Origin of the sequence: Chitinophaga oryzae, assembly GCF_012516375.2 — a bacterium.
Lineage (GTDB): Bacteria > Bacteroidota > Bacteroidia > Chitinophagales > Chitinophagaceae > Chitinophaga > Chitinophaga oryzae.
Map to the genome: position 1 here is coordinate 4,535,652 of NZ_CP051204.2, position 22,163 is coordinate 4,557,814.

A 22,163-nucleotide genomic window follows, 5' to 3' on the forward strand; every position below is an offset into this window, starting at 1 on the left:
AGATTAAAAATTTAGTGTGTTAACACCTGCATCCTCCGCGGCTACCGCGGGCTGCACCAGCTTTTTCTGCACCAGCAGCGCGGCAAACTGCTCAATGGTATTATGACTGAAGAGGTCTACGATATCTACAAGAAGGTCCATGTCTTTTTTTATCTGCCGTTGTAAGGCTACCACTTTCAGGGAGTTGCCACCGATACGGAAAAAAGGCTGGTTTACGCCTACCTGCTCCCTGCCCAGCACTTTCTGCCAAACGGCCGCCAGCTGTAACTCCAGCTCCCCGGAAGGCAACTGTAACGCTTCTCCGGCAGCCTCGCCGGCGCCTGAAGGAACGGGTAATGCCTTCCGGTCGATCTTCCCGTTTTGCGACAGCGGGAACTGGTCCATCTGCACAAAGTACGAGGGGACCATGTAGACCGGCAGGTATTGCGAAAGAAATGTTGTCAGCGTCGCGGCTTCTATGGGCGCATCCGCTATGTAGTAAGCAGCCAGCTCCACGTCCCCGGCGTCCGCATTAAATGTCGTTACTGCTACCTCCCGGATGTTTTCGGCCTGCATCAGGAAAAATTCTATCTCTCCTGTTTCCACACGGTAACCCCTCACCTTCACCTGTTCGTCCATCCTGTTAAGATATTCCACGGCGCCGGAAGACGTCCACCGGGCGAGGTCGCCGGTGCGGTACATCCTTCCGCCGGCGTATGGGTCCTGAACGAACTTTTTATCCGTCAGTTCGGGATTATTGAGGTACCCTATTGCCACGCCTGCCCCTCCAATACACAGCTCTCCGGCGACGCCAGCCGCCAACAGGTCCTGCTCACTGTCAAGTATATACGCCCTGCAGTTGGCCACCGGCCTCCCGATGGTGACAGGCCCTTCAGCAGCTACCTGTTCGCTGAGGGCATCCACCGTAATCTCCGTTGGGCCGTAATTGTTATACAGGTTATACCCCAGTTCCAGCAAGGTGTTCCGCAAACTTACCGGCAACTTGTCTCCCCCTGAAATAACGGCTGAAATCGTGGCTATCCTCTCCTCAGAGAAGGCCAGCAGGTTGCCGATCACCTGGGGAACACAGTTGAGAATGGTAATGCCGTTGTCTATGATGTATTGCCGCAGCTTTTCAGGATCGTACAGCAATGTGTTTGAAACGATATGGAAAACGGCGCCGTTCGTGAAGGCGCCAAAGATATCCTCTGCAAAAGGATCAAAGGTGGCAGCCGTGAGCTGGATAAACCTGCTCTCAGCGGTGATGCTGTAACGTTGCGTGAACCACGCTATCAGGTTGGTAACACTGCGATGAGCTATCAGCACGCCTTTGGGCGTTCCGGTAGAACCGGAGGTATAGATACTGTAGATGACCTGGTCAGGCTGGATAACGCGGTCCGGCCGGTCGGCTGGCAGCGTATCCACCAGCGGTGCAAGGTTTTGCAGCCACTGATCGGTGACCATTACTTTGAATTTGCCATCGGCAGCAATGAAGTCCAGCCGTTCCTTCGGAAGCGCCGTATCCAGCGGCACATAGGCAGCGCCGGTTTTCAGTATGGCCATCACCATCACCGGCAGCCATTCGCTGCGTTCCATTGATAAGCCCACCAGGTCGCCTGCCGTAAGGCCGTATTGCCTGATCAGGTAATGCGCCAGCTGGTTAGACAGCCGGTCCGCCATCCCATAAGTGATCGTCTTATCCTGGTAAATGATGGCCGGTGCATCCGGACGTATGGTCGCCTGCCGGCAAAAAAGGTCCACCACATTGGTGTCTGCTGCAAAATCTGCCTGCGCCTGGCGACACACCTCCAGTTGTTTCACGACGGCTTCATTGCCCAGGACAGCGCTGTTGCCAAGGGGAGCGGCCGCATCTTCCAGGAATATATCCAGTATCTTCTCTGCATAGCCGTGCAGTTGCTCCGGCGTAACGTCTGCTACGAGCGCGCGGTTATACTGGTAATTGAAAACAAGGTGATTATTTCTGGCGGCAACGGTAAGGTCGAGCGTGGTATTCGTCTTCTCATGGGAGGCCAGCCGGATCCTGTTGCTCTCGTAACCGGTGGTGCTGTTCGCGCCAGCCGCTACATCATTGTACACGTGGAAATCTACATAATTGAAGATAACATCAAAGAAAGGATTACCGAAGCTGGTATCTTCGTTCAGCTGCCTGGAAATTTCCAGCAGCGTAAGCCTTGTGCTGTTCACCTCCTGTAGCTTACGCTCCAGTCCCTGAAAATATTGCCGCCACGGCTTATGCTTGTATTCCTGCAACCGCGTGCGCAACGGCAGGGTATTGAGATAACAGCCCAATATCCTATCACCGTCTTCCATCAGCGGACGGTTATTGGAAACAAGCCCGATGGTAATGTCGGAATCATAGGTGAGCAGGTTAAGCGCATATACAAATGATCCGAACAGCAGCGTCTTCAGTGTAATTTTCTCTTCCCGGCAGGCTTGCCTCAGCCGTTCTGCTTTGGCAGGATGAATAACAGACTGGTAGCTGCTCTCCATGATAGTGTTGGCAAATACGTTCAGCCGTTTGAAGTCCTGCAGTTCCTGCTGCCAGTATACCAGATTCTTCTTATCTTTTTTGGCGATGTGTTCCTGCAGCACATGTTCCCTGTTGCTGCACTTCAGCGGCGCGGGTGTAAACGCGGGCTGCTCCAGCAATTGCCGGTAGAGGTTAAACAGTTCCGTATTGAAGGATGCAACGCTCCATCCGTCGAGGATGGCGTGGTGGAACTGGAACAGGAATACGCCATGTGTGGCATCGAGGTTGAAAATGGTCGTACGCCAGAGCGGCGCTGACAGCAGATCGAAGGGACGTTTGCGCTCCTCCCTGATGTAATCGCGGATCGCTGCTTCCTGGTCTGTGGCGCTAAGCCCGCTAAGATCGACAAGCCCGGTGCTGACCGGCACCTCTTTATAAACGATCTGTACCTCCTGGCTATAGTTAATAACATCAAGGGCTGTACGCAGCGTGGCGTGCTTGCGGACCATGAGCCGCAGCGCTTTATCGAAATGGGCTATGTCCACACCTGGTATGTGATAGGTGAACTGGTCATGATACAATCCTTCCGCCGGGCGCAGGAGCGATAATGCCACCATTCCTTTCTGTATATCGCTCATTGGATATACATCTTCTATGTTTCCGGTATTTTGCGTCATGGGAGTGAATTAGTTGTTCTGAAAAATTTCGTTGCGGAGCAGATCGAAGGAGGCCATTACGTCCTCTTCCTCCGGTGATTTGGCGGGCGTCGCTGCAAGGTCTTCTTCTATCCGGGCGGCGAGGCTTTGTATCGTACCGTACTGAAACAGTTCAGCCAGGGTGTAACTGGTACCGGCAACGGTATTGATCCGGCTGACCAGGCGAATGGCCAGAATGGAATCGCCGCCGGCGTCAAAGAAATTATCCGTTACGCCGATTTTTTCCACATCCAGTACCGATTCCCAGATAGCCACCAGCTGCTGTTCCATTTCGGTGACCGGTGCTACGTATTCCCTTCTGATCACATCGTTTCCGCTTACCGGTGGCAGCGCTTTGCGATTGGCTTTGCCGCTGCTGGTGAGCGGAATATCTTCCATCTCCACGAAGTAAGCCGGCACCATGTATTCCGGCAGCTTCTGTTGCAGCCAGCTTTTCAGTTCCGATTTATCCGTTGCCGCGGAGGGTACGTAATAGGCCACGAGGGCTTTCGTACCGTGTACTTCCTGCGCCGTTACCACCGCCTGACGGATATGCATATACGATGACAGCACCTGCTCTACTTCTCCCAGCTCTATCCTGTTGCCTCGGATCTTTACCTGGTGGTCCATACGGCCCAGGTATTGAATGGTGCCGTCCGGCAGCCACCGCGCGCTGTCGCCCGTGCGGTAAATACGCTGGCCGGCCTTAAAGGGGTCCGGCATAAAGCGGCTGGCCGTTTGCTCCGGCAGGTCCAGATAGCCCCGGGCTACCTGTATGCCGCCTATGACCAGCTCTCCGGCCACCCCGGCGGGCTGCAGCTGCATGGCAGGATTCACGATATAAATCTGCGTGTTGGCCACCGGGCGGCCGATGCTCACGCCCTGGTCCAGCGATGCTTCGGTAACATCGATCGCGGTAACATCGATCGACGCTTCCGTAGGGCCGTAAAGGTTGTGTATGCGCACGCCGGGCAACAGTTCTCGGAACTGCGCTACCATCGCTGCCGGCAACTCTTCACCGCTGCATACGACATGCCGCAGCGGGGTGGCGCCGGCCTGGTAACCGGCCAGGAAAGCGCCCAGCATGGAAGGCACAAAGTGAATAACACTCACATTTTCCTGTGCAATGAGCTGTTGCAGGTACTGCGGGTCCTTATGCCCTTCCGGACGCGCCATCACCAGGCAGCTGCCGCTGATGAAAGGCAGCAACAGTTCCCACACGGACACGTCGAAAGTGTAAGGTGTTTTTTGCAGAAAGATATCTGACGGCCCGATATGCAGGTCTTCTTTCATCCACAGCAGGCGGTTGTACAAACCTTCGTGCAGGTTCAGCACCCCTTTCGGATGACCGGTGGAACCGGAAGTATAAATACAGTACGCCAGCGAGGCGCCTGTGAGTGCGGGCAGCGTCAGTTCCCGGCCATATTGCGGTTGCTCCTTCCTGAAATCGGCCAGCAGGGTTTCGTCTATGATCACCCCGAGGTTTCCGTTTTCCCGGATATAGTCGATACGCTCCTGTGGGTAATGCACGTCCAGCGGTACATAAGCAGCACCGCATTTCAGTATGGCCATGATGGTTACGGGGAGCCATTCACTGCGCTCCAGCAGGATGCCTGCCAGCGCGCCGCTTTGCAGCTGGTGCCGGTCCTGCAGGTAGTGCGCCAGCTGGTTGCTCAGCGTATCCATTTCCCGGTAGTTCAGCGCCCGGTCCTCATAAACGATCGCCTTGTTGTCCGGCGATGCGACTACTGCTTCCCGGAACAGGTCCAGGACCGTTTTTCCCGGCGCATAGTTGACAGCAGTGTCATTAAAGCCCCGCAGCAACTGTTCTTTTTCAGCGGCGGTGAGAAAATCAACGGAATCGATCGCCTGACCGGGGTCGGCCAGCATAGCGGCCGTGAATTGTTTAAAATGTTGCATCAGGCCGGCGATGAGGTCATAGTCGTATACGTCGGTGTTGTATTTCAAACGGAACATGATATACTCTCCTCTCTCATAAAGACTGATTTCCATATCGAACTTGGCATAACGCATGCCCAGGTCCACGATGCTGTTCAGCTCCTCCTCTGATTTATCCGGCGCTTCCACCTTGCCTTCGAAGTTCTGCAGGGCGATCATGATGTCAAACAGTACGTTGCTCCGGCTGATATCCTTACGCACTTTCAGATCTCTTACCAGCTGCGAGAAAGGATACATCTGGTATTGAAATGCAGCGAGCGTATGTTGTTTTACCTGGTCATACAACGACAGGAATGAACCTTCCCCGTTTACCCGGTTCCTGAGGGAAAGCGTATTGATATAGCAGCCGATCTGGTTTTCGAGATCGGGATGGACCCTGCCGGCATAAGGCGCGCCAAGTACAATATCCGATTGACCGGTATACCGGTACAACAGTGCATTCCAGGCTGCCAGCAGCGTCATGAACAGGCTGCCGTTATACTTTTTCGTAAAATCATACAGCTGTGCGGTGAGTGCTTTGGGCAGATAGGTGCTCAGGTACCTGCCATTATGGGTTTTAACGGCCGGCCGTTTGCGGGCCGCCGGCAGGTCTACAGGCGGTATTTCGCCTGATAAATGCTGCATCCAGTATTTCCGGTGCGCGTCATAATGCCCTTGCTGCAGCTGGTCTTTCTCCCAAACAGCAAAATCCTTGTATTGTATATCCAGCTGAGGCAGCGGAACGCTTGTCCCACGGCTCTCTTCCTGGTACAATGCACGTATGTCGCGGGCGGCCACCTCCGCCGATATACCATCCGTGATGATATGATGTACGAGGTAATAGATATAGTACCCCTGCGATGTATGGAACAGGGTGACACGGAACAGCGGACCATTTTGCAGATCGAATGACCGGTAGAGGTCATTTTCGAAGATCGCATGATAGATATGTTGATGCGGGTCTGCTGCCTGCCGGATATCCGCTTCTTCTACCACATAGTTCAATCCATGGCTGTCCAATACATATTGATAGGGCATCCCGTCAGCATCCGTGCGAAACACGGTACGCAGGATTTCATGCCTGTCGATCAATCTCGCCAGCGCCCTTTTGAAAGCGGCCGGGTCAAAGTCAGGCTCGGCAGGGCTCACCGTAGGAATATTATACGCGATCAGGCCGTCCTTCACCTGGCTAAGCGTCCATACCATCTCCTGGGCGCTGGACAAAGGATACCGCTCAGTTGCCGCAGCAGGTGCAATACGCTCATACACCTCTCCCGCGCTGTGATGGATCAGCGCTATGTGCGACCGGACGGTGGTATGTTCAAACAGCTCCTGTAATTTCGGACGGAACCTGAAGGTGCGGAAGTAAGCAGCGATCAGTTGAGTGGCTTTCAGGCTATGCCCGCCCAATTCAAAAAAGCTATCGGTCACGCCTATCCCGGAAACGCCCAGCACCTCCTGCCATATACCCACCAGTTGTAACTCCATAGGTGTTACCGGTGCTACGTACTCACCCCGGATCATGTCGCCGCCGCTTACCGGCGGCAGCGCTTTGCGATTGGCTTTGCCGCTGCTGGTGAGCGGGATATCTTCCATCTCTACAAAGTAGGCCGGCACCATATATTCCGGCAGCTTCTGTTGCAGCCAGTTTTTCAGTTCCGATTTGTCCGTTGCCGCGGAGGGGACGTAATAGGCCACGAGGGCTTTCGTACCGTGTACCTCCTGCGCCGTTACCACCGCCTGACGGATATGTATATACGATGACAACACCTGCTCTACTTCTCCCAGCTCTATCCTGTTGCCACGGATCTTTACCTGGTGGTCCATACGGCCCAGGTATTGAATGGTGCCGTCCGGCAGCCACCGCGCGCTGTCGCCCGTGCGGTAAATACGCTGGCCGGCCTTAAAGGGGTCCGGCATAAAGCGGCTGGCCGTTTGCTCCGGCAGGTCCAGATAGCCCCGGGCTACCTGTATGCCGCCTATGACCAGCTCTCCGGCCACCCCGGCGGGCTGCAGCTGCATGGCAGGATTCACGATATAAATCTGCGTATTGGCCACCGGGCGGCCGATGCTCACGCCCTGGTCCAACGATGCTTCGGTAACATCGATCGCGGTAACATCGATCGACGCTTCCGTAGGGCCGTAGAGGTTATGTATGCGCACGCCGGGCAACAGTTCTCGGAACTGCGCTACCATCGCTGCCGGCAACTCTTCACCGCTGCATACGACATGCCGCAGCGGGGTGGCGCCGGCCTGGTAACCGGCCAGGAAAGCGCCCAGCATGGAAGGCACAAAGTGAATAACACTCACATTTTCCTGTGCAATGAGCTGTTGCAGGTACTGCGGGTCCTTATGCCCTTCCGGACGCGCCATCACCAGGCAGCTGCCGCTGATGAAAGGCAGCAACAGTTCCCACACGGACACGTCGAAAGTGTAAGGTGTTTTTTGCAGAAAGATATCTGACGGCCCGATATGCAGGTCTTCTTTCATCCACAGCAGGCGGTTGTACAAACCTTCGTGCAGGTTCAGCACCCCTTTCGGATGACCGGTGGAACCGGAAGTATAAATACAGTACGCCAGCGAGGCGCCTGTGAGTGCGGGCAGCGTCAGTTCCCGGCCATATTGCGGTTGCTCCTTCCTGAAATCGGCCAGCAGGGTTTCGTCTATGATCACCCCGAGGTTTCCGTTTTCCCGGATATAGTCGATACGCTCCTGCGGGTAATGCACGTCCAGCGGTACATAAGCAGCACCGCATTTCAGTATGGCCATGATGGTTACGGGGAGCCATTCACTGCGCTCCAGCAGGATGCCTGCCAGCGCGCCGCTTTGCAGCTGGTGCCGGTCCTGCAGGTAGTGCGCCAGCTGGTTGCTCAGCGTATCCATTTCCCGGTAGTTCAGCGCCCGGTCCTCATAAACGATCGCCTTGTTGTCCGGCGATGCGACTACTGCTTCCCGGAACAGGTCCAGGACCGTTTTTCCCGGCGCATAGTTGACAGCAGTGTCATTAAAGCCCCGCAGCAACTGTTCTTTTTCAGCGGCGGTGAGAAAATCAACGGAATCGATCGCCTGCCCGGGGTCTGCCAGCATGGCGGCCGTCAGTTGTTTGAAATGCTGCAGCAGCTGCGTTACCTGGTGCCCGTGAAAGATATCGGTATTATAATCGGCGACCACGCTAAGCGCCTCTCCTTCTTCGTAGATATTTATCTCCATGTCAAACTTGGCGTAACAATGACCCATATCTGTGATAGTATCGCTGTCTCCGGATACGATAGTGCCGGCGTTCCTCTCACCGATGTTCTGCAAAGCTATCATTACATCAAAGAGTGCGCTCCTGCTGGTATTGCGGCGTACGTCTGTTTCCCCGAGGATATAATCGAACGGATAAGCCTGGTGTGTATACGCACGGAGGGTGTTCGCTCTTAGCTGCGTGGCAAATGCCGTGAAGGAGGACTGCCCGTTCACCTCATTGCGCAGCGGCAACGTATTCACATAAAACCCGATCTGGTTTTCCAGATCGGCATGGTTTCTACCGGCCGCGGGCGTGCCGATGATGATATCCTGCTCGCCGGTATAACGATAAAGTAAAACCTTCCAGGCGGCCAGCAATGTCATGAAGAGGCTTCCACCTTCTGCGCGGGTGAAAGCACGGAGCTGTGCGGTAAGCCCGGGTGACAGGTAAGTACGGCACCTCCTGCCGGAAAAAGTTTTAACCACAGGCCGCGGCTTACTGCCGGGCAAAGACAGTTCAGGCAGTTCACCGGACAGCAGTTCCTTCCAGTAGGCTTTTGCTGCCATGCCTGCCGCCGTATGCAATTGTTCGTGTTGCCATACCGCATAATCCTTGTATTGGATCGCCAGCGGCTGCAATGCAGGTGCAAGGCCTGCCGCCAGTGCACGGTAGCAGCTGATCACATCACGCCCCAGCACATCCATGGACCAGCCGTCGCTGATGATATGGTGCATGTTGTAGTAAAAAATGTATGTCTCTTCTGCTACCTGTAACAATGCCATTCTCAGCAGCGGGCCCTGTTGCAGGTCAAAGAGCGTGGCCGAATCCGCCGCTATATAACGTTGGGCTTCTTCCATCGGAGCGGGGAAGCTGCGGAAATCGAGGCGGGTGATGGCGAACCGTAGTTGCTCCGGGGACTGGATAAACTGCCTGGGCATACCAGATTCATCTTCCCGGAAAACCGTGCGCAATATCTCGTGCCTGTCGATGATGATATTCATCGCCCGGGAGAAAATATCAATATTAAAATCTCCTTTCAGCTCCATGGAGAACGGGAGGTTATAAGCGAGGCTGCCTGCCTCCAGCTGGCTGAGCACCCACAGGCGCTGTTGGCTGGGCGACAACGGATAGCTGGGCTGCGCCGGCGCGGATGGTATCGCCACGAATGCCTTTCCGCCGGCATATTTTTTCAGGTAGGAAATGATCTGCGGCTTGTGTGCCCGCAGCAGCTCAATGTGCCTGTCTTCGATATCATCCTGCTCAAAGCTTACCTGCAGGTCATCTTCGTCCAGCGCAACATAAATACTGTTCCTTTCCAGCTCTGCTAACAAATCGAGGATATCCATAGCTATATTTTAATTTTTTTGGTTTGCTGGGTGACTTTTCTCGTGGCCGTAAGGCGGGTCATAATTTCAATTTCGCGGCTGATGCGTTGTATATTGGCGTCGGTATAAAAATCCTGTATGTTCATTTCCACGCTGAACTCCTTTTGTATCCTGCCCAACAGGGACATCGCGCGGAGTGAGTCACCTCCCAGTAAAAAGAAATCGTCCGTGATGCCGATGGTATCAACACCAAAAAACTGACACCACAGTTCACACAAACGGGATTGTATGGCATTCTGCGGCGGCACCGGGTCTCCCAGTTCTTCCGGCCTGCTGCGCGTATCCGTTACCGTTACAGTACCGGCTTCAGGCGTCACCTGCAGCACTTCGGGCTGCACTATGCCGGCGCCGGCCTGCATATGACTGAAGGGGTCCACTCTTGCAGGCAACGACGTCTGCTGAAAACAATACAGCGGTAACATGGTCTTCCTGACCGCCGCATCTTTATAGAGCGTCTGCCAGTTCACCTTTACGCCATATTTCCAGCAGGTGGCCAGGGCCAGCTGCATGTATTCGTTATCGTTAGCCTGTTCCTTTGCGGTACGGACGGTGGTCACGGGGATAAAGGACTCCTGGTAGCCCGGTTGATGCTTCAGCAGCCCGGTAAGTGTTTTGCCGGGTCCTGCTTCTATGAAAACAGTCTCCTTCGGGAGCTGCTGCAGCAAGGCTGCCAGACCGTCCGCAAACAGTACGGTGTGCCTGAGATGAGCTACCCAGTAATCCGGCGACGTAGCCTGTTCCGCCGTGATCAGCTGCCCGGTGAGATTGGAGTAATAAGGGATAGTGGGCGTTGAGAACTGATAACCAGCCAGCCAGGTACGGAACGCAGGGAGCATATCGTCCATCATGGCAGAGTGAAAGGCATGGGAGGTATTTAACCTGACCGTGGAGATAGCCGCTGCCTGCAGCTTTTCAGCCGCCTGCTGCACTTCTGTCCCTGGACCTGCCAGCACGCAGGTACCAGGCGTGTTGATGGCGGCCACCGACAATCCGGGGGTGAGGAAAGGTTGCACCTGCTCCCGGCTTGCCTGCACAGCCAGCATCGCGCCGGGCGCCAATGCATACATCAAACGGGCTCTCTCCGTAACGATACGCAAGCCGTCTTCCATACTGAATACGCCGCTGATACAAGCGGCCACATATTCGCCAAGGCTATGCCCTATCATGGCCGCAGGCTTTATGCCCGCCTGCAGCAGCCAATCGGCCAGCGCATACTCCACCAGGAACAGGAGCGGTTGCGTGTATACCGTTTGATGAACAGCACTGTCATCTGCCGGCGCCTGGCTCATGTACCCCAGTATAGCGGCCGGGTCCAGGCCCAGCAAGGGTCGCAGCACCGCAAATCCCCTGTCCATCACCTGCCGGAAATACGGCTGCTGGTGGTATAGATCCGCCGCCATACGGAAATATTGCGTTCCCTGGCCGGGGAACATAAAAACGGTTTTTACATTCGTGGCCATCACACTGCGTGGGGTGGAACTCCTGAGTTTTGATAACAGGTCCTGGAAACCGGCGGCTGCAATGCTTTCACGGCAACGGTGATGCTGACGGCCGGTAGCCAGCGTATAGGCCACATCCGCTATATGGATGTCCGGATTATCTTCCAGGAAATCTGCCAGTTGCAGTTTATACGCATTCAATGAAGCCGTTGTTTTGGCAGAGAGCAGCAAGGGGGCGCTGACAGCGGCCGTTCCTGTTGCCACCGGCGCTTCTTCCAGGACAATATGCGCGTTGGTGCCGCCAATACCGAAGCTGCTCACGCCCGCCCTGCGAGGCACTTCAGGGGCATGCTGCCAATGGGACAGCTCACTGTTCACATAAAACGGTCCGCCCGCAAAATTGATCTCGGGATTCGCTTTTGTGTAATGCAGTGAAGGAGGCAGTTGTTGATGCTTCAGCGCCAGTGTGGCTTTAATAAGGCCTGCCACGCCTGCGGCGGCATCCAGGTGGCCGATATTCGACTTCACGGCGCCAATGGCGCAGCGATGCCGGGTATTATAGCCGAATGCTTTGTTCAGCGCTTCTATTTCCGTAGGATCGCCGAGGCGCGTGCCGGTGCCGTGTGTTTCGATGTAACTGATTGTCTCGGGCGTCACTTCGGCAACACGATGCGCCATACGAATACATTCTGCCTGCCCTTCAATACTGGGAGCGGTATAGCCGACTTTACGGCGGCCATCATTATTTACTGCGCTCGCTTTGATCACCGCGTAAATATGATCGTTGTCACGCAGCGCATCATCAAATCTTTTGAGGACTACCACGCCGGCGCCTTCTCCCCATACCGTTCCGGAGGCTTTCTCGTCAAAAGCACGACAGTGACCATCGGCGGAAGCGATCAGTCCCTCCTGGAACAAGTAGCCTTTAGGTTCGTAGCTGGCCACGCTCACGCCGCCCGCTACTGCTATGCTGCATTCCTTCAGCAACAGGTTACGGCAGGCGATGTGCACCGCGCTGAGTGAGCCTGAACAGGCCGTATCTACCAGGTAGCCAGGGCCTTTCAGTCCAAGTTTATAGGCAATCAATGTGCTGATAAAATCCTTGTTGGCCATCCGGCTGGCCAGGAACGCGCTCACGCCGGCAACAGGGTGCAGCATCCTGTAGGCGCGCCAGTTCAGGTTATCGGAAGCCGCGAGGTAGAGCCCTATCGTTTCCTGTTCCGCGGCGGCATAACCGGCATCGTCGAGCGCAGACCACACCAGCTCATGCATGATGCGGACCTGCGGGTCCAGCACCGCAGCCTCTTCTTTCGTATAACCGAAGAAGTTATAATCGAAGCTACCCGGCTGATCTATAAACGAGGCGGCCGGCACAAACGCCGGATTGTTGTATATCTCAGGCGCTACCTGTAAAGCCTTCAGTTCTTCACCGGAAAAGAAATGAACCAGTTCCTTTCCGTCCGCCAGGTTTTTCCAGAAAGACAACAAGTCTCTCGACTGCGGGAAACGCCCTGACATGCCAATGATGGCAATGTCCTTTTTCCTGGATGACTTTTCCATTTACAATAAAAGTTTTATGCAGTTATAAGGGGATGGGGTGACAATTAAACAATACATCGCTGATTGCCGTCCCTGGGAAGGACGGCGATCAGTTATCATCAGTAAAATGAATTAAAATCAGTTGGCCCTGTTATTCTCAGATTGGCCGGTAGTCCTGTTTTTGAAATCCGTTTTGGTCAGCTTACCAAAATTATAGGTAAGAACAAAACGGAAGTAATTGGTGCTATAGGTCCTGTCAAAGAAAATATAGGTTTTACCTACATTGTAATTGCCTCTGGACGCTGTGCTGTGGAAGATATCATTGGCCAGTAATTTCAGGCGGAGTTTATTCCGCAGGAAATCCCTTTCAACACCAAGGGTGACGGTAGCGCGATGCTTATCGTAGTACAGTCCGGAGTATTTATCCCCTGCATACCATGCCAGCAGCTGTATCCTGAAAAGGTCCGGTACCGTAAAGGTATTGCTGGTATACAGGTAGATCTGCGGTTTGGGCGTCAGCAGTTCAAAGTTGTATTTGTTGTCAACCTGTTTGAGATAATTCAAACTCACGCTGTTCACGGAGCTCCACCATTTACGCACGCTGAACGATTTGGACAGGGTCGCGGAATACAAATGTCCCCTGAAGAGGTTAATGGCTTTCAGCACATAACTGTTGGGCGTGTTGCCTCTCAGCGCAGCTGCATCGATAGGATCGATGGTGTAATTGTACCCGATCTTCAGGTCGTAGTCGCTATAGTTGGCGCCCACTTCGAAAGAATGTGTTTTCTCGGGGATCAGATTGGGATTACCTTCTATCGTTGTAAAAGGGTCCTGGTATATCACCAGCGGGTTAAGCGATTGATAACGCGGGCGGGTGATCCTGGAAGAATAGGCCGCACGCAGCTTCAGTTTGTTCGTCAGCGTAGCAGAGACGGAAGCATTCGGGAAGATATTGAAATAGCTGTCCGACAGCGATTGACCGCTGTTAGCACTGGTGGTCAGGTCGTAGTTCGTCCACTCTCCCCTGGCTCCCAGGCTGTAATTCACCTTCCTGGCGAAGGTACCGCTGTAGCTGATATAGGCAGCAGGGATCTTCTCCACATACCTGAACTTATTGGAAAGGCCGGAATCCCGCTTAAAGTTGCTGCCATCCGGACCAATGAAGAAGTTGGTGCCGGAGGAGTTTTCAACGTAGCTGAACTTCGCGCCTATCTCCAGCCGGTCGCCGGAAGCGAACACCTTCGCGTAATCTGCCTGTGTGGTGGAGATGGAGATACCATGGTCCACCAGGTTTTTAAGGAACCGGCGCCCCTCTGCCCCATTCACCACACTGTTTTCTTCAATAAAATCATTGATATCGGAGTTGAATTTCGAATACTGTGTTCCTATAAACAGCGTGCTCCCGAGCGTGTCTGTTTTCAGGTTATAGTTCAAGGTCACGGAGTGATTCCAGCGTTGGTCGTCTTTGTTGATGCCGCTGGTATAATAACTTTTGTCCGTTTTGTTATCGATGGCGTTGCGGCTGTTGGTGGTGCCGCCCATTTTTTCGAGATAACCGCTGTAAGCCAGCGAGATATTTGATTTTTCGCTGAAATTATATTGTGCTCCCAGCCCGTAGTTGGAATAGTTTTTCATTTTCCTGTTCCAGTCGGTCCATAAATCGGAGTTCATGTAGTCGTCTGCCGCGGACCGGCTACGGATGGTATGCAGCCTTTCTTTGGTGTCCCCCCAGAGGATGGAATAGTTACCAACGAGCGACAGCCTTCCTCTCATATAGCTCAAATCGAGCGAGGAACTGGCATTGGACCCTCCGAACGGGCTGTGTGTAAGGAATTGGTTAAAGGTGCCCATCAGCCCTTCCTCTGTCTTTACTTTGGTGATGACATTGATCACTGCTTTCCCTTCGGCGTCATATTTTGCGGAGGGGTTGCCGATGATCTCGATCTTTGCTATCTGTGAGGTAGGAATAGAAGCGAGTCTTTCAGCAGTGATCTGTTTACCGTTCAGGTAGATGATGGCCTCCCCTTTGCCAAATACGCTGAAACGTCCTTCAGACTCCAGTACATTGGGCGAGCGGGTGAGTATCTCCGTAACGGAATTACTGGAAGCGAGCGCTGTATTGGCCACATTCACTTCTACCGTTCCATTGTTGGAATACCTTACCAGGGGGGTATTGCTCACCACCTGTACTTCATTAAGGTGATATTTGGACCTGGCCACAAGGATCGTTCCCAGGTTCATCTGGGCTTCTCCCTGGTATTGGACCCTGATAACGGTATCCGGGAATTGCAGGGAGTTAAACTTCAGGTAGAACTCCTTGCGGTTGATACCCGCCAGTTCAAAATTTCCGTCTGTAAAGGCGGCGCCTTTCACGAAGGCGGAGTCCGGGGCGGACAGCAGGATCACATTACCAATGAGCGGTTCGTTGGCAGGATTAACGATCTTCCCTTTGACGGTGGTTACCTGCTGTGCAGCAACAGGCACATTGAAACAGACAAGGGCAAACGAAATAATGAGGGCAAATACTGAGATTTTCATCTAAAAGCTGTTGGTTAAACATTAATTCTCAAAGCTCCCAAAGGGGGAAAAGGTTCATATGCTGTCAGTAACTTCTAACGGGTTCTCATCTCCGGGTTCCGAAAATGAAAATAAACAATTCCGGCACATTATCAGAAACTAAAATCGATGTCCGGCACCTGTTCATTTTCAACGGCAAGTGAGATGTCCAGTGAGGCTACATCTGCCTGTGGCGCGGCATTGATGGCCCCTAACAGTTTTTCGTAGCGAAGGAACAGCAGCGTAATATTGTCTTTATCGTACCAGTCGGCGTTCGCGGTCACTACTCCCTGCAGCCCGCTGGCTGTTTCCATGCAGTTCACCAGCAGCGGCAGGCGGCTGTGCAGCGACCCTACATGCCGGTACTTCAGCGTGATCTCTTCTCCTATGGAAATTTCGTCATAGTCAAAGGAAGGTGGCTGTACCACGAAAAGGCAGTCCAGCTGTATATCTGCAGCCACGGCTTCCGGAATATCCTGGTGCGCGTCGAGGTCGAGGGTCATGGCATGCACGCGGTCCAGCAGCGTTGGCAAATCGACAGCAAAGTCCTGTACGCGCAGTGGCAGCGTCTTTACGAACATACCTGGCTGGTGGTGCAGCACATGGCTGGTGCGGCCGGAATTGAGTGTGCCGATACAGATATCGTCTTTGCCGGTTAACTTATGCACCAGCGCCAGGAAGGCTGACAGCATCAGTACGTGCAGGGTACTGTTCAGCTCACGGGCTGTTTGCTTCAACTCCTGCAGGGTGGCCATATCCCAGGAGAAGGTATATTCCACGGCAGGCATTTGCCCGTTGCCGTTATAAAAATCGGGCGGCAGCAGGGGTTGCCAGTCGTAGCCTTCCAGGTACCGTTCCCAGAAACCGGGCTGCTGTAAGGCCGCCTGTTGCTGTTGCCAGGGCACATAGTCGCGGAACTGAAAGCCGTCTTCCGGCAGGACGCCAGGAGCCTGGTACATCTCGCCCAATTTGTTGATCAGCACCGCGGTCGACCATCCATCAAGGATAATATGATGCCCGGCAAACGCCAGCAACTGGCGGTGATTAGCCTCTATCAGCGCTACGCGCAGCAGCAAATCATTTTCCAGGTCGAAGGGATGGTTGACATACGCCGCTGCTTCATTTTCCCATGAGGCCGTTGCCGTTATGAGGTCTATGCTGAACCTGGCAGCGGCAGCATCTCTCACCAGCTGGCAGGACACCCCGTCTTTCTCGCTGAAATTGGTCCGCAGTATCTCGTATTTTTCAATCAGGCGGACAAACACCTCCTGCAGGCGCTCCGGATGCAGGCGGCCCGTTACTTCATACACTGCAAAAACATTATAGGGGGCAGCGCCGGCAGGGTGCTGCTGAGCAGACAGCCAGATGCCCTGCTGGCCGGGCGTGAGCGGAAACGTTTTCTCCACCGGCGCCGGCGGGATGACGTTCACCGGCTGCATCGCCACCTGTTTTTCCAGGTACTGGGCCATTCCCTCCACCGTGGGATGATGGAACACGTCCCTCATCGAAACAGGATAACCCAGCAGATGCACCTGGTTCACCAGCCGCATCGCATTGATGGAGTGGCCGCCGAGGGAAAAGAAGTCTTCATTGATGCCAGGCAAATGTTTCAGTGCCAGTGTCTCTTTATACATCCTGCACAATTCGTACTGTAAAGTGGTAACAGCAGCTTTCCGGGTATTGCCGGCATGTATGGGCTCCACCTCCCAGGCGGACATAAGGCCTCTGTCGACTTTATTATTCGGCGTCAGCGGAAAAGCGTCGGCCTGTTTGATCACCCGGGGCACCATATATTCAGGCAGCTCGTCTTTCAGCGCCTCTATCAGCGCTGCTGTATCTACCGGCTTATCTGCGATAAGGTAGGCCACCAGCAATGCCTCCTGCCCTATCTGCTTACGGGCTATCACTACGGCATTGCGCACAGATGGTTTTTTCAGCAGCAGCGTCTCTATCTCGCCCAGCTCTATGCGGTAACCGCGGATCTTTACCTGGAAATCGTTTCTGCCCAGGAACTTTATTTCGCCTTCATCCGTCCAGTATCCCAGGTCGCCGGTTTCATATACTGTCTGGCCGGGCACAAAAGGATCGGAAATGAAGCGGCGGCTCGTTAGTTCGGGCTGACTGAAATATCCTTTCGCCAGTCCTTCACCGCCGATGTAAATAGCGCCGGGCGTACCTTTGCCGGCCAGTGAGAAATCGGGATGAAGGATATAGATGCGGGTGTTATTAATGGGAGCCCCGATGATATCCGCATCTGTAGGGCAAGTCAGTTTTTTGCAGGTAGAGTAAATCGTTGTTTCCGTAGGACCGTACAGGTTCCATACCTCCCCGCATTTCGAAAGCATATTGGCTGCCAGGGCCTGGCCCAGCAGGTCGCCGCCACACATCAGTTTCAGTTTCCGGCTGCCTTTCCATCCCGCATCAAACAATACCTGGTAAAAGCCGGGAGTTCCCTGTAAGATATCGGGGTCAATGGCATACAATCGTGCGATCATCTGCTCCGGCTGGTACAACAGCCGGCGATCGGCAATATATACCGTGGCTCCCGCCGTGAGCGGTCCGAAGAATTCCAGTACGGAGATATCGAAAGAAGGCGTGGTAACGGAGAAAAACGTATCTCCCGGCGCGATGCCCGGACGGGAAATAATGCTCAACAGGAGGTTCAGCAGGGCGCCATGGCTTATTTCCACGCCCTTGGGATTACCGGTAGACCCGGAGGTGTATATGATATAAGCGCTGTTGGCAGCGGCCACCTGTGGCAGCTCCGCGTCCGGGGCAGGCAGCAGCAGCGCTTCTGGCCGGAGGGTGTTGTACTCTGCCATGGCTGTTGCAGCGATCAACAGGGAAGGCTGACTGTTTTCGAGAATATATTGCGTCCGCGCCTCCGGCAAATCCGGGTCCACCGGGATGTAGGCCCGCCCTGATCTGAGCACGCCCAGCAGTACGGCCACCAGCTGCGCAGAGCGGGGCAGCATGACGGCTACCGGCGCCGCATTATCCCCCGCCACAGCGGCAATGTGCCGGGCAATATTACCTGCAGCCTCGTCCAGCTCCGTATAGGTGTAACTGTTATGATCATCTTTCACCGCCACCTTTCCCGGAAAATGTTGCACCTGCTCCCGGAAATAAGACAGGAAAGTGGTGTTGCGGTCATAGTCCGCGGTGGTATCATTGAACTCCCGCAGGGCTGCTTTCTCGCCGGCGGACAGGTAACTGTAGCTGCCTACCGCAGCATCGGGATCAAGACATACAGCATCCAGTATTTCGCGGAAATGCGTTATCAGCAGGGCCATGCTGCTTTCATTGAAATAAGCCCCATTGTAGTCAAAGTGCACGGTCACGTCGCCGGCATCGTCATGTTCCCTGATGGCGATGGCCAGCGCTGTACGGTCTGCTCCGTGCGGGTGTGGCTGTACTTTCGTACGGGTATGCAGGAAGTGAGCGGAAAAATCCTGTTTTTCGTAAGAGACCGTCAGGCTGAACAGCCGTTCCCGTTCATGGAAAAGGCCCAGCTCCTTGACCAGCTTTCCCAGCGGGAAACGCTGATGGCGGTAGTCTCTGCGCAGCTGCGCCTTTACCTTCTCCGCAAGGGTCCGGAAGCTGTCTTCCGGCGCTACGTACATCCGTAAGGGTGAAATACCCATAAAAAGCCCGATCGTTTTTTTGAATGCGGCATTGCTGCGGTTCAATACAGGCAGGCCAAAGCTGATATCCTGCTGTTGATAACGACGATGGATATACGTATACAGCACCGCCAGCATAACATGGAAAACAGAACATTCCAGTTTTTGCGACAGGGCTTTTAAGGCCTGGTACTTTTCTCCGGGAATATCGAAAGCCTGGCGTCCATGAGCTGCGGTTGCGGCGGCCGGCAAACGATGGAACGCCGCGGCCGGCAATGTGGAAAAACGTTCGCGCCAGTAGGCAAGGTCTTCCTGGTAAGCCATATGACCCTGATAGGCTTCATCTTCCCTGGCAAACGCCTGGTAGGCACGGGAAACACTTACCGGAAGCGTACCGGCTTCCAGCAGATGATTATAGTTGGCTACCAGCTGGTTGAACATCAGGGAAGAACCCCACCCGTCTGTGATCAGGTGATGGTAAACAGCCAGGAGGCAATAGGATTCTTCCGCCACTTTCAGCAGTGAAAAGCGGAACAGCCATTTGCCGCCGGCAAGATCAAAGGGCGCTGCAAAGGCAGCCTGCATGTACCGCTCTGCCTCCTGCGCTGCGTCGGCTTCCTGCGACAGGTCCACAAAATCCACGGTATGCGCCTGTTCGGGCAGTACCTTCATCAGCGGGCCCTCAGCACTATCTGCCACAACAGAACGGCAGGCATCCGAGCCATTGATCATTGCTGTAAGCGCCGCATTCAGCACAGACAGCCGGATAGCTCCCTGTATGCGGATCCTCGCACCGATATTATTGACGGGCAGGTCAGGAAACAACAATTGTTCGTAGTATATATCCTGTTGAGGAAGGGTTAATTTCATCATGGAAAAAATCATTTACCGGTCATGCTGACCACTTTATAAATCACGACCAGATGGCTTCACTGTGCAGCACATCTGTTTTCACCCGTACATCCTTCACAATAATACCTTTATCAAACTTTACGATCCTGTCGGCCAGGTGGAAATAAGCGTCATCATGGGTGACAGCGATAACGGTTTTCCCTTGCTGCTTCAGCTGCGGCAACAGTATCTCGTAGAAGTATTTTCTAAAATGCGGGTCCTGGTCGGCCGCCCATTCGTCCAGTACAATGACCGGCTTCTGTTCCAGCAATGCGAAAATCAGTGACATGCGCTTGCTTTGTCCCTTGGAAAACTTGCGCCGGGCTGCTGCTTCCGAATCTTCTCCCACTACCTTATCCAGCTGCATAAGCTGTAACAGGCGGCCGTACTCCGGGTTGCCATCGAGACTGAATGTTTCATAATTCTGCGAGAACAGGTGATTGTCTGTAAACACCGCCGCTATCAGGCTTTGTAATTTCTCTCGGCAATAGGGTCCATCCTCACCATTGAGCACAATCTGGCCCGCAGAGGGCTTGTAAAGACCTGTCAGCAGATTGATAAATGTGCTCTTTCCCGAGCCATTGCCGCCGATGATAAAGATGGTTTCATTGTTATTGACCTGGAGATCAACGGGGCCTAGGGAAAACATCGTTTCGCCCGCATCGTTGTCGTAATTGAAATGGATATTTTTAAACACCAGGTCATTGAACCCGGCACTTATTTCAGGCGCCTGTTCGGGCACATCTTCAAGCATCTCAAAATCGCTCATGAATTTTTTGATCCTTCCGTTGGCTACACGAAAACGGGTGAATATCTGCTGCAGGTTGATCAGGTTATTGACAGGACCGGATATAAACAGGATCATGACAACATACGCAATGATATCCGCCGTGGACAACCATCCGGTAAACGGCAGCACAAACAGCACCAATCCCACCACAAAGTACAGTCCGTACTGGCTCACCAGGCCGATAGACAGAAAGATGTAATTGATCCTGAAGTCCAGGTCCCGCGCATTATTACGGTTAGGCACCAGGAATTTGTTCATCAGGTTTTCTCTTCTGAAAAAACTCAGTTTCAATTCCTTGAACCCTTTCATGACATCATCTACATACTGGAAATACTGTTCATTGTAGCTACGCAGCGTACGCACTTTTTTAGACATGGCCCGGACCACATACAGGTAAACACCCGCTAATACAGCGATCATCAGCATAATCACCAGGGCGGCGATCACTGACAACGAAAACATATAGATGATACACAACACGAGCATCAGCAGCGAATTGACCGTATGCGTTACGGCGTATGGCAAAAAGGAGAACGTCCGCAGGTCCTCCACCGCTGTAAAAAAGCGTTTGGACCCAAATTTCTCCAGCCTGGGAAGGGAGCTTCGCAGGATCTTTCCAAACACATGCTTCTCATTTTCATATAATAAATGGAAAGAATACCGGTTCAGCTGCCGTTGAAAGAAAATATTCAGCGCATAGGTACAGATGACCAGCCCGAGGAACAGCCATCCGGTATCCGCTCCCAGCAACCCTTCCTTTCCCGCCAGGGCATTGTTGATGATGTATACAATCCCAAAACTCAGGATGGTATTGGGAACAGCGTACATCAAAAGAAACAGGGCATTTCTTGTTTTTAGTTGCAACATAGTCCTTGATATAATTTAAAAGCCGTGGAGTAAAAGTTTCCTGGAGTTAACAATGGTGTTTTTCAGTTCCTGCGCGTAATCGTAAATAAAGAAATGATTGCCCGGCAGGATTTTACTGTTGAAATAACTGCGGGCGTAGTTCTTCCAGTTGTTGATCTGGTCGGAATTTTTCTCTTCACTGCCCATGGCGGCGATTACCGGCACATGAACGCTCGGCGCTTCGTCAACGTCTTCTTCATCCACGATCCGGAAATCTGCTCTGATAATGGGTTCAAAGAAATCATACAGTTCTTTGTTGGCCAGCAGTTCTTCGGAAACGCCTCCCAACCGCCGCAACTCATCTTTAAATTCTTCATAGCCCAGCAAATACCGTTGAGGCGATCCGGGCTCGTCATCAGAGATTCCCGGGCCGGCATTGCCGGTCACCACCAGCGCGGCCGGCGGATCGTTCTGTTGTTCGAAGTCCCGCGCTAAATAGAGCCCCAGGCTTGCGCCCATGCTGTGGCCGTAGATGATATAGCTGCACCCCGGATCTCTGAGCGCAGCGATCTGACGGCTGTAATCGGCTATTGCGGCAGCTCTTGAGTGAAGCAGCCCTTCATTGATCCGCCGTCCCCTGCCGGGGAGTTCCAGGGAAATACCCTGAAACCCCACAGGCAGCAAGCGTTTTAGAAAATCGTAGGAGTAGCAGTTGCCTCCTGCAAAATGTAACATAAATACCTGCATCATATCCAAAGCCTT

At 53.5% G+C, this 22,163-nt stretch carries 7 protein-coding genes; all 7 read right to left on the reverse strand.

The window, feature by feature from the left end; genetic code table 11:
• Window positions 1–3: 3 nt before the first annotated feature.
• Window positions 4–3,147, reverse strand: a complete 3,144-nt coding sequence (locus tag HF324_RS18590) for a non-ribosomal peptide synthetase (RefSeq protein WP_168803912.1) — start codon at window positions 3,145–3,147, stop codon at window positions 4–6.
• Between the two features lie 9 nt (window positions 3,148–3,156).
• A complete protein-coding gene (locus tag HF324_RS18595; protein WP_168860496.1) occupies window positions 3,157–9,678 on the reverse strand; it encodes a non-ribosomal peptide synthetase in 6,522 nt (2,173 codons plus the stop codon).
• A gap of 2 nt (window positions 9,679–9,680) precedes the next feature.
• The gene (locus HF324_RS18600; protein ID WP_168803914.1) at window positions 9,681–12,716 is read right to left on the reverse strand and encodes a type I polyketide synthase; all 3,036 of its coding nucleotides are present in this window, start codon (window positions 12,714–12,716) and stop codon (window positions 9,681–9,683) included.
• Window positions 12,717–12,833: 117 nt separating this feature from the next.
• On the reverse strand, window positions 12,834–15,233 hold the full coding sequence (locus tag HF324_RS18605; RefSeq protein ID WP_168803915.1) for an outer membrane beta-barrel family protein: 2,400 nt from the start codon (window positions 15,231–15,233) through the stop codon (window positions 12,834–12,836).
• Between the two features lie 131 nt (window positions 15,234–15,364).
• Complete coding sequence (locus tag HF324_RS18610; protein ID WP_168860497.1) at window positions 15,365–19,747, reverse strand: non-ribosomal peptide synthetase; 4,383 nt, start codon at window positions 19,745–19,747, stop codon at window positions 15,365–15,367.
• 40 nt (window positions 19,748–19,787) lie between these two features.
• Window positions 19,788–21,422 (reverse strand): cyclic peptide export ABC transporter, encoded by a 1,635-nt coding sequence (locus tag HF324_RS18615; protein WP_168803917.1) that lies wholly within the window; start codon window positions 21,420–21,422, stop codon window positions 19,788–19,790.
• A 15-nt stretch (window positions 21,423–21,437) separates the two neighbouring features.
• The gene (locus HF324_RS18620) at window positions 21,438–22,151 is read right to left on the reverse strand and encodes a thioesterase II family protein (protein ID WP_168860498.1); all 714 of its coding nucleotides are present in this window, start codon (window positions 22,149–22,151) and stop codon (window positions 21,438–21,440) included.
• Window positions 22,152–22,163 lie beyond the last annotated feature (12 nt).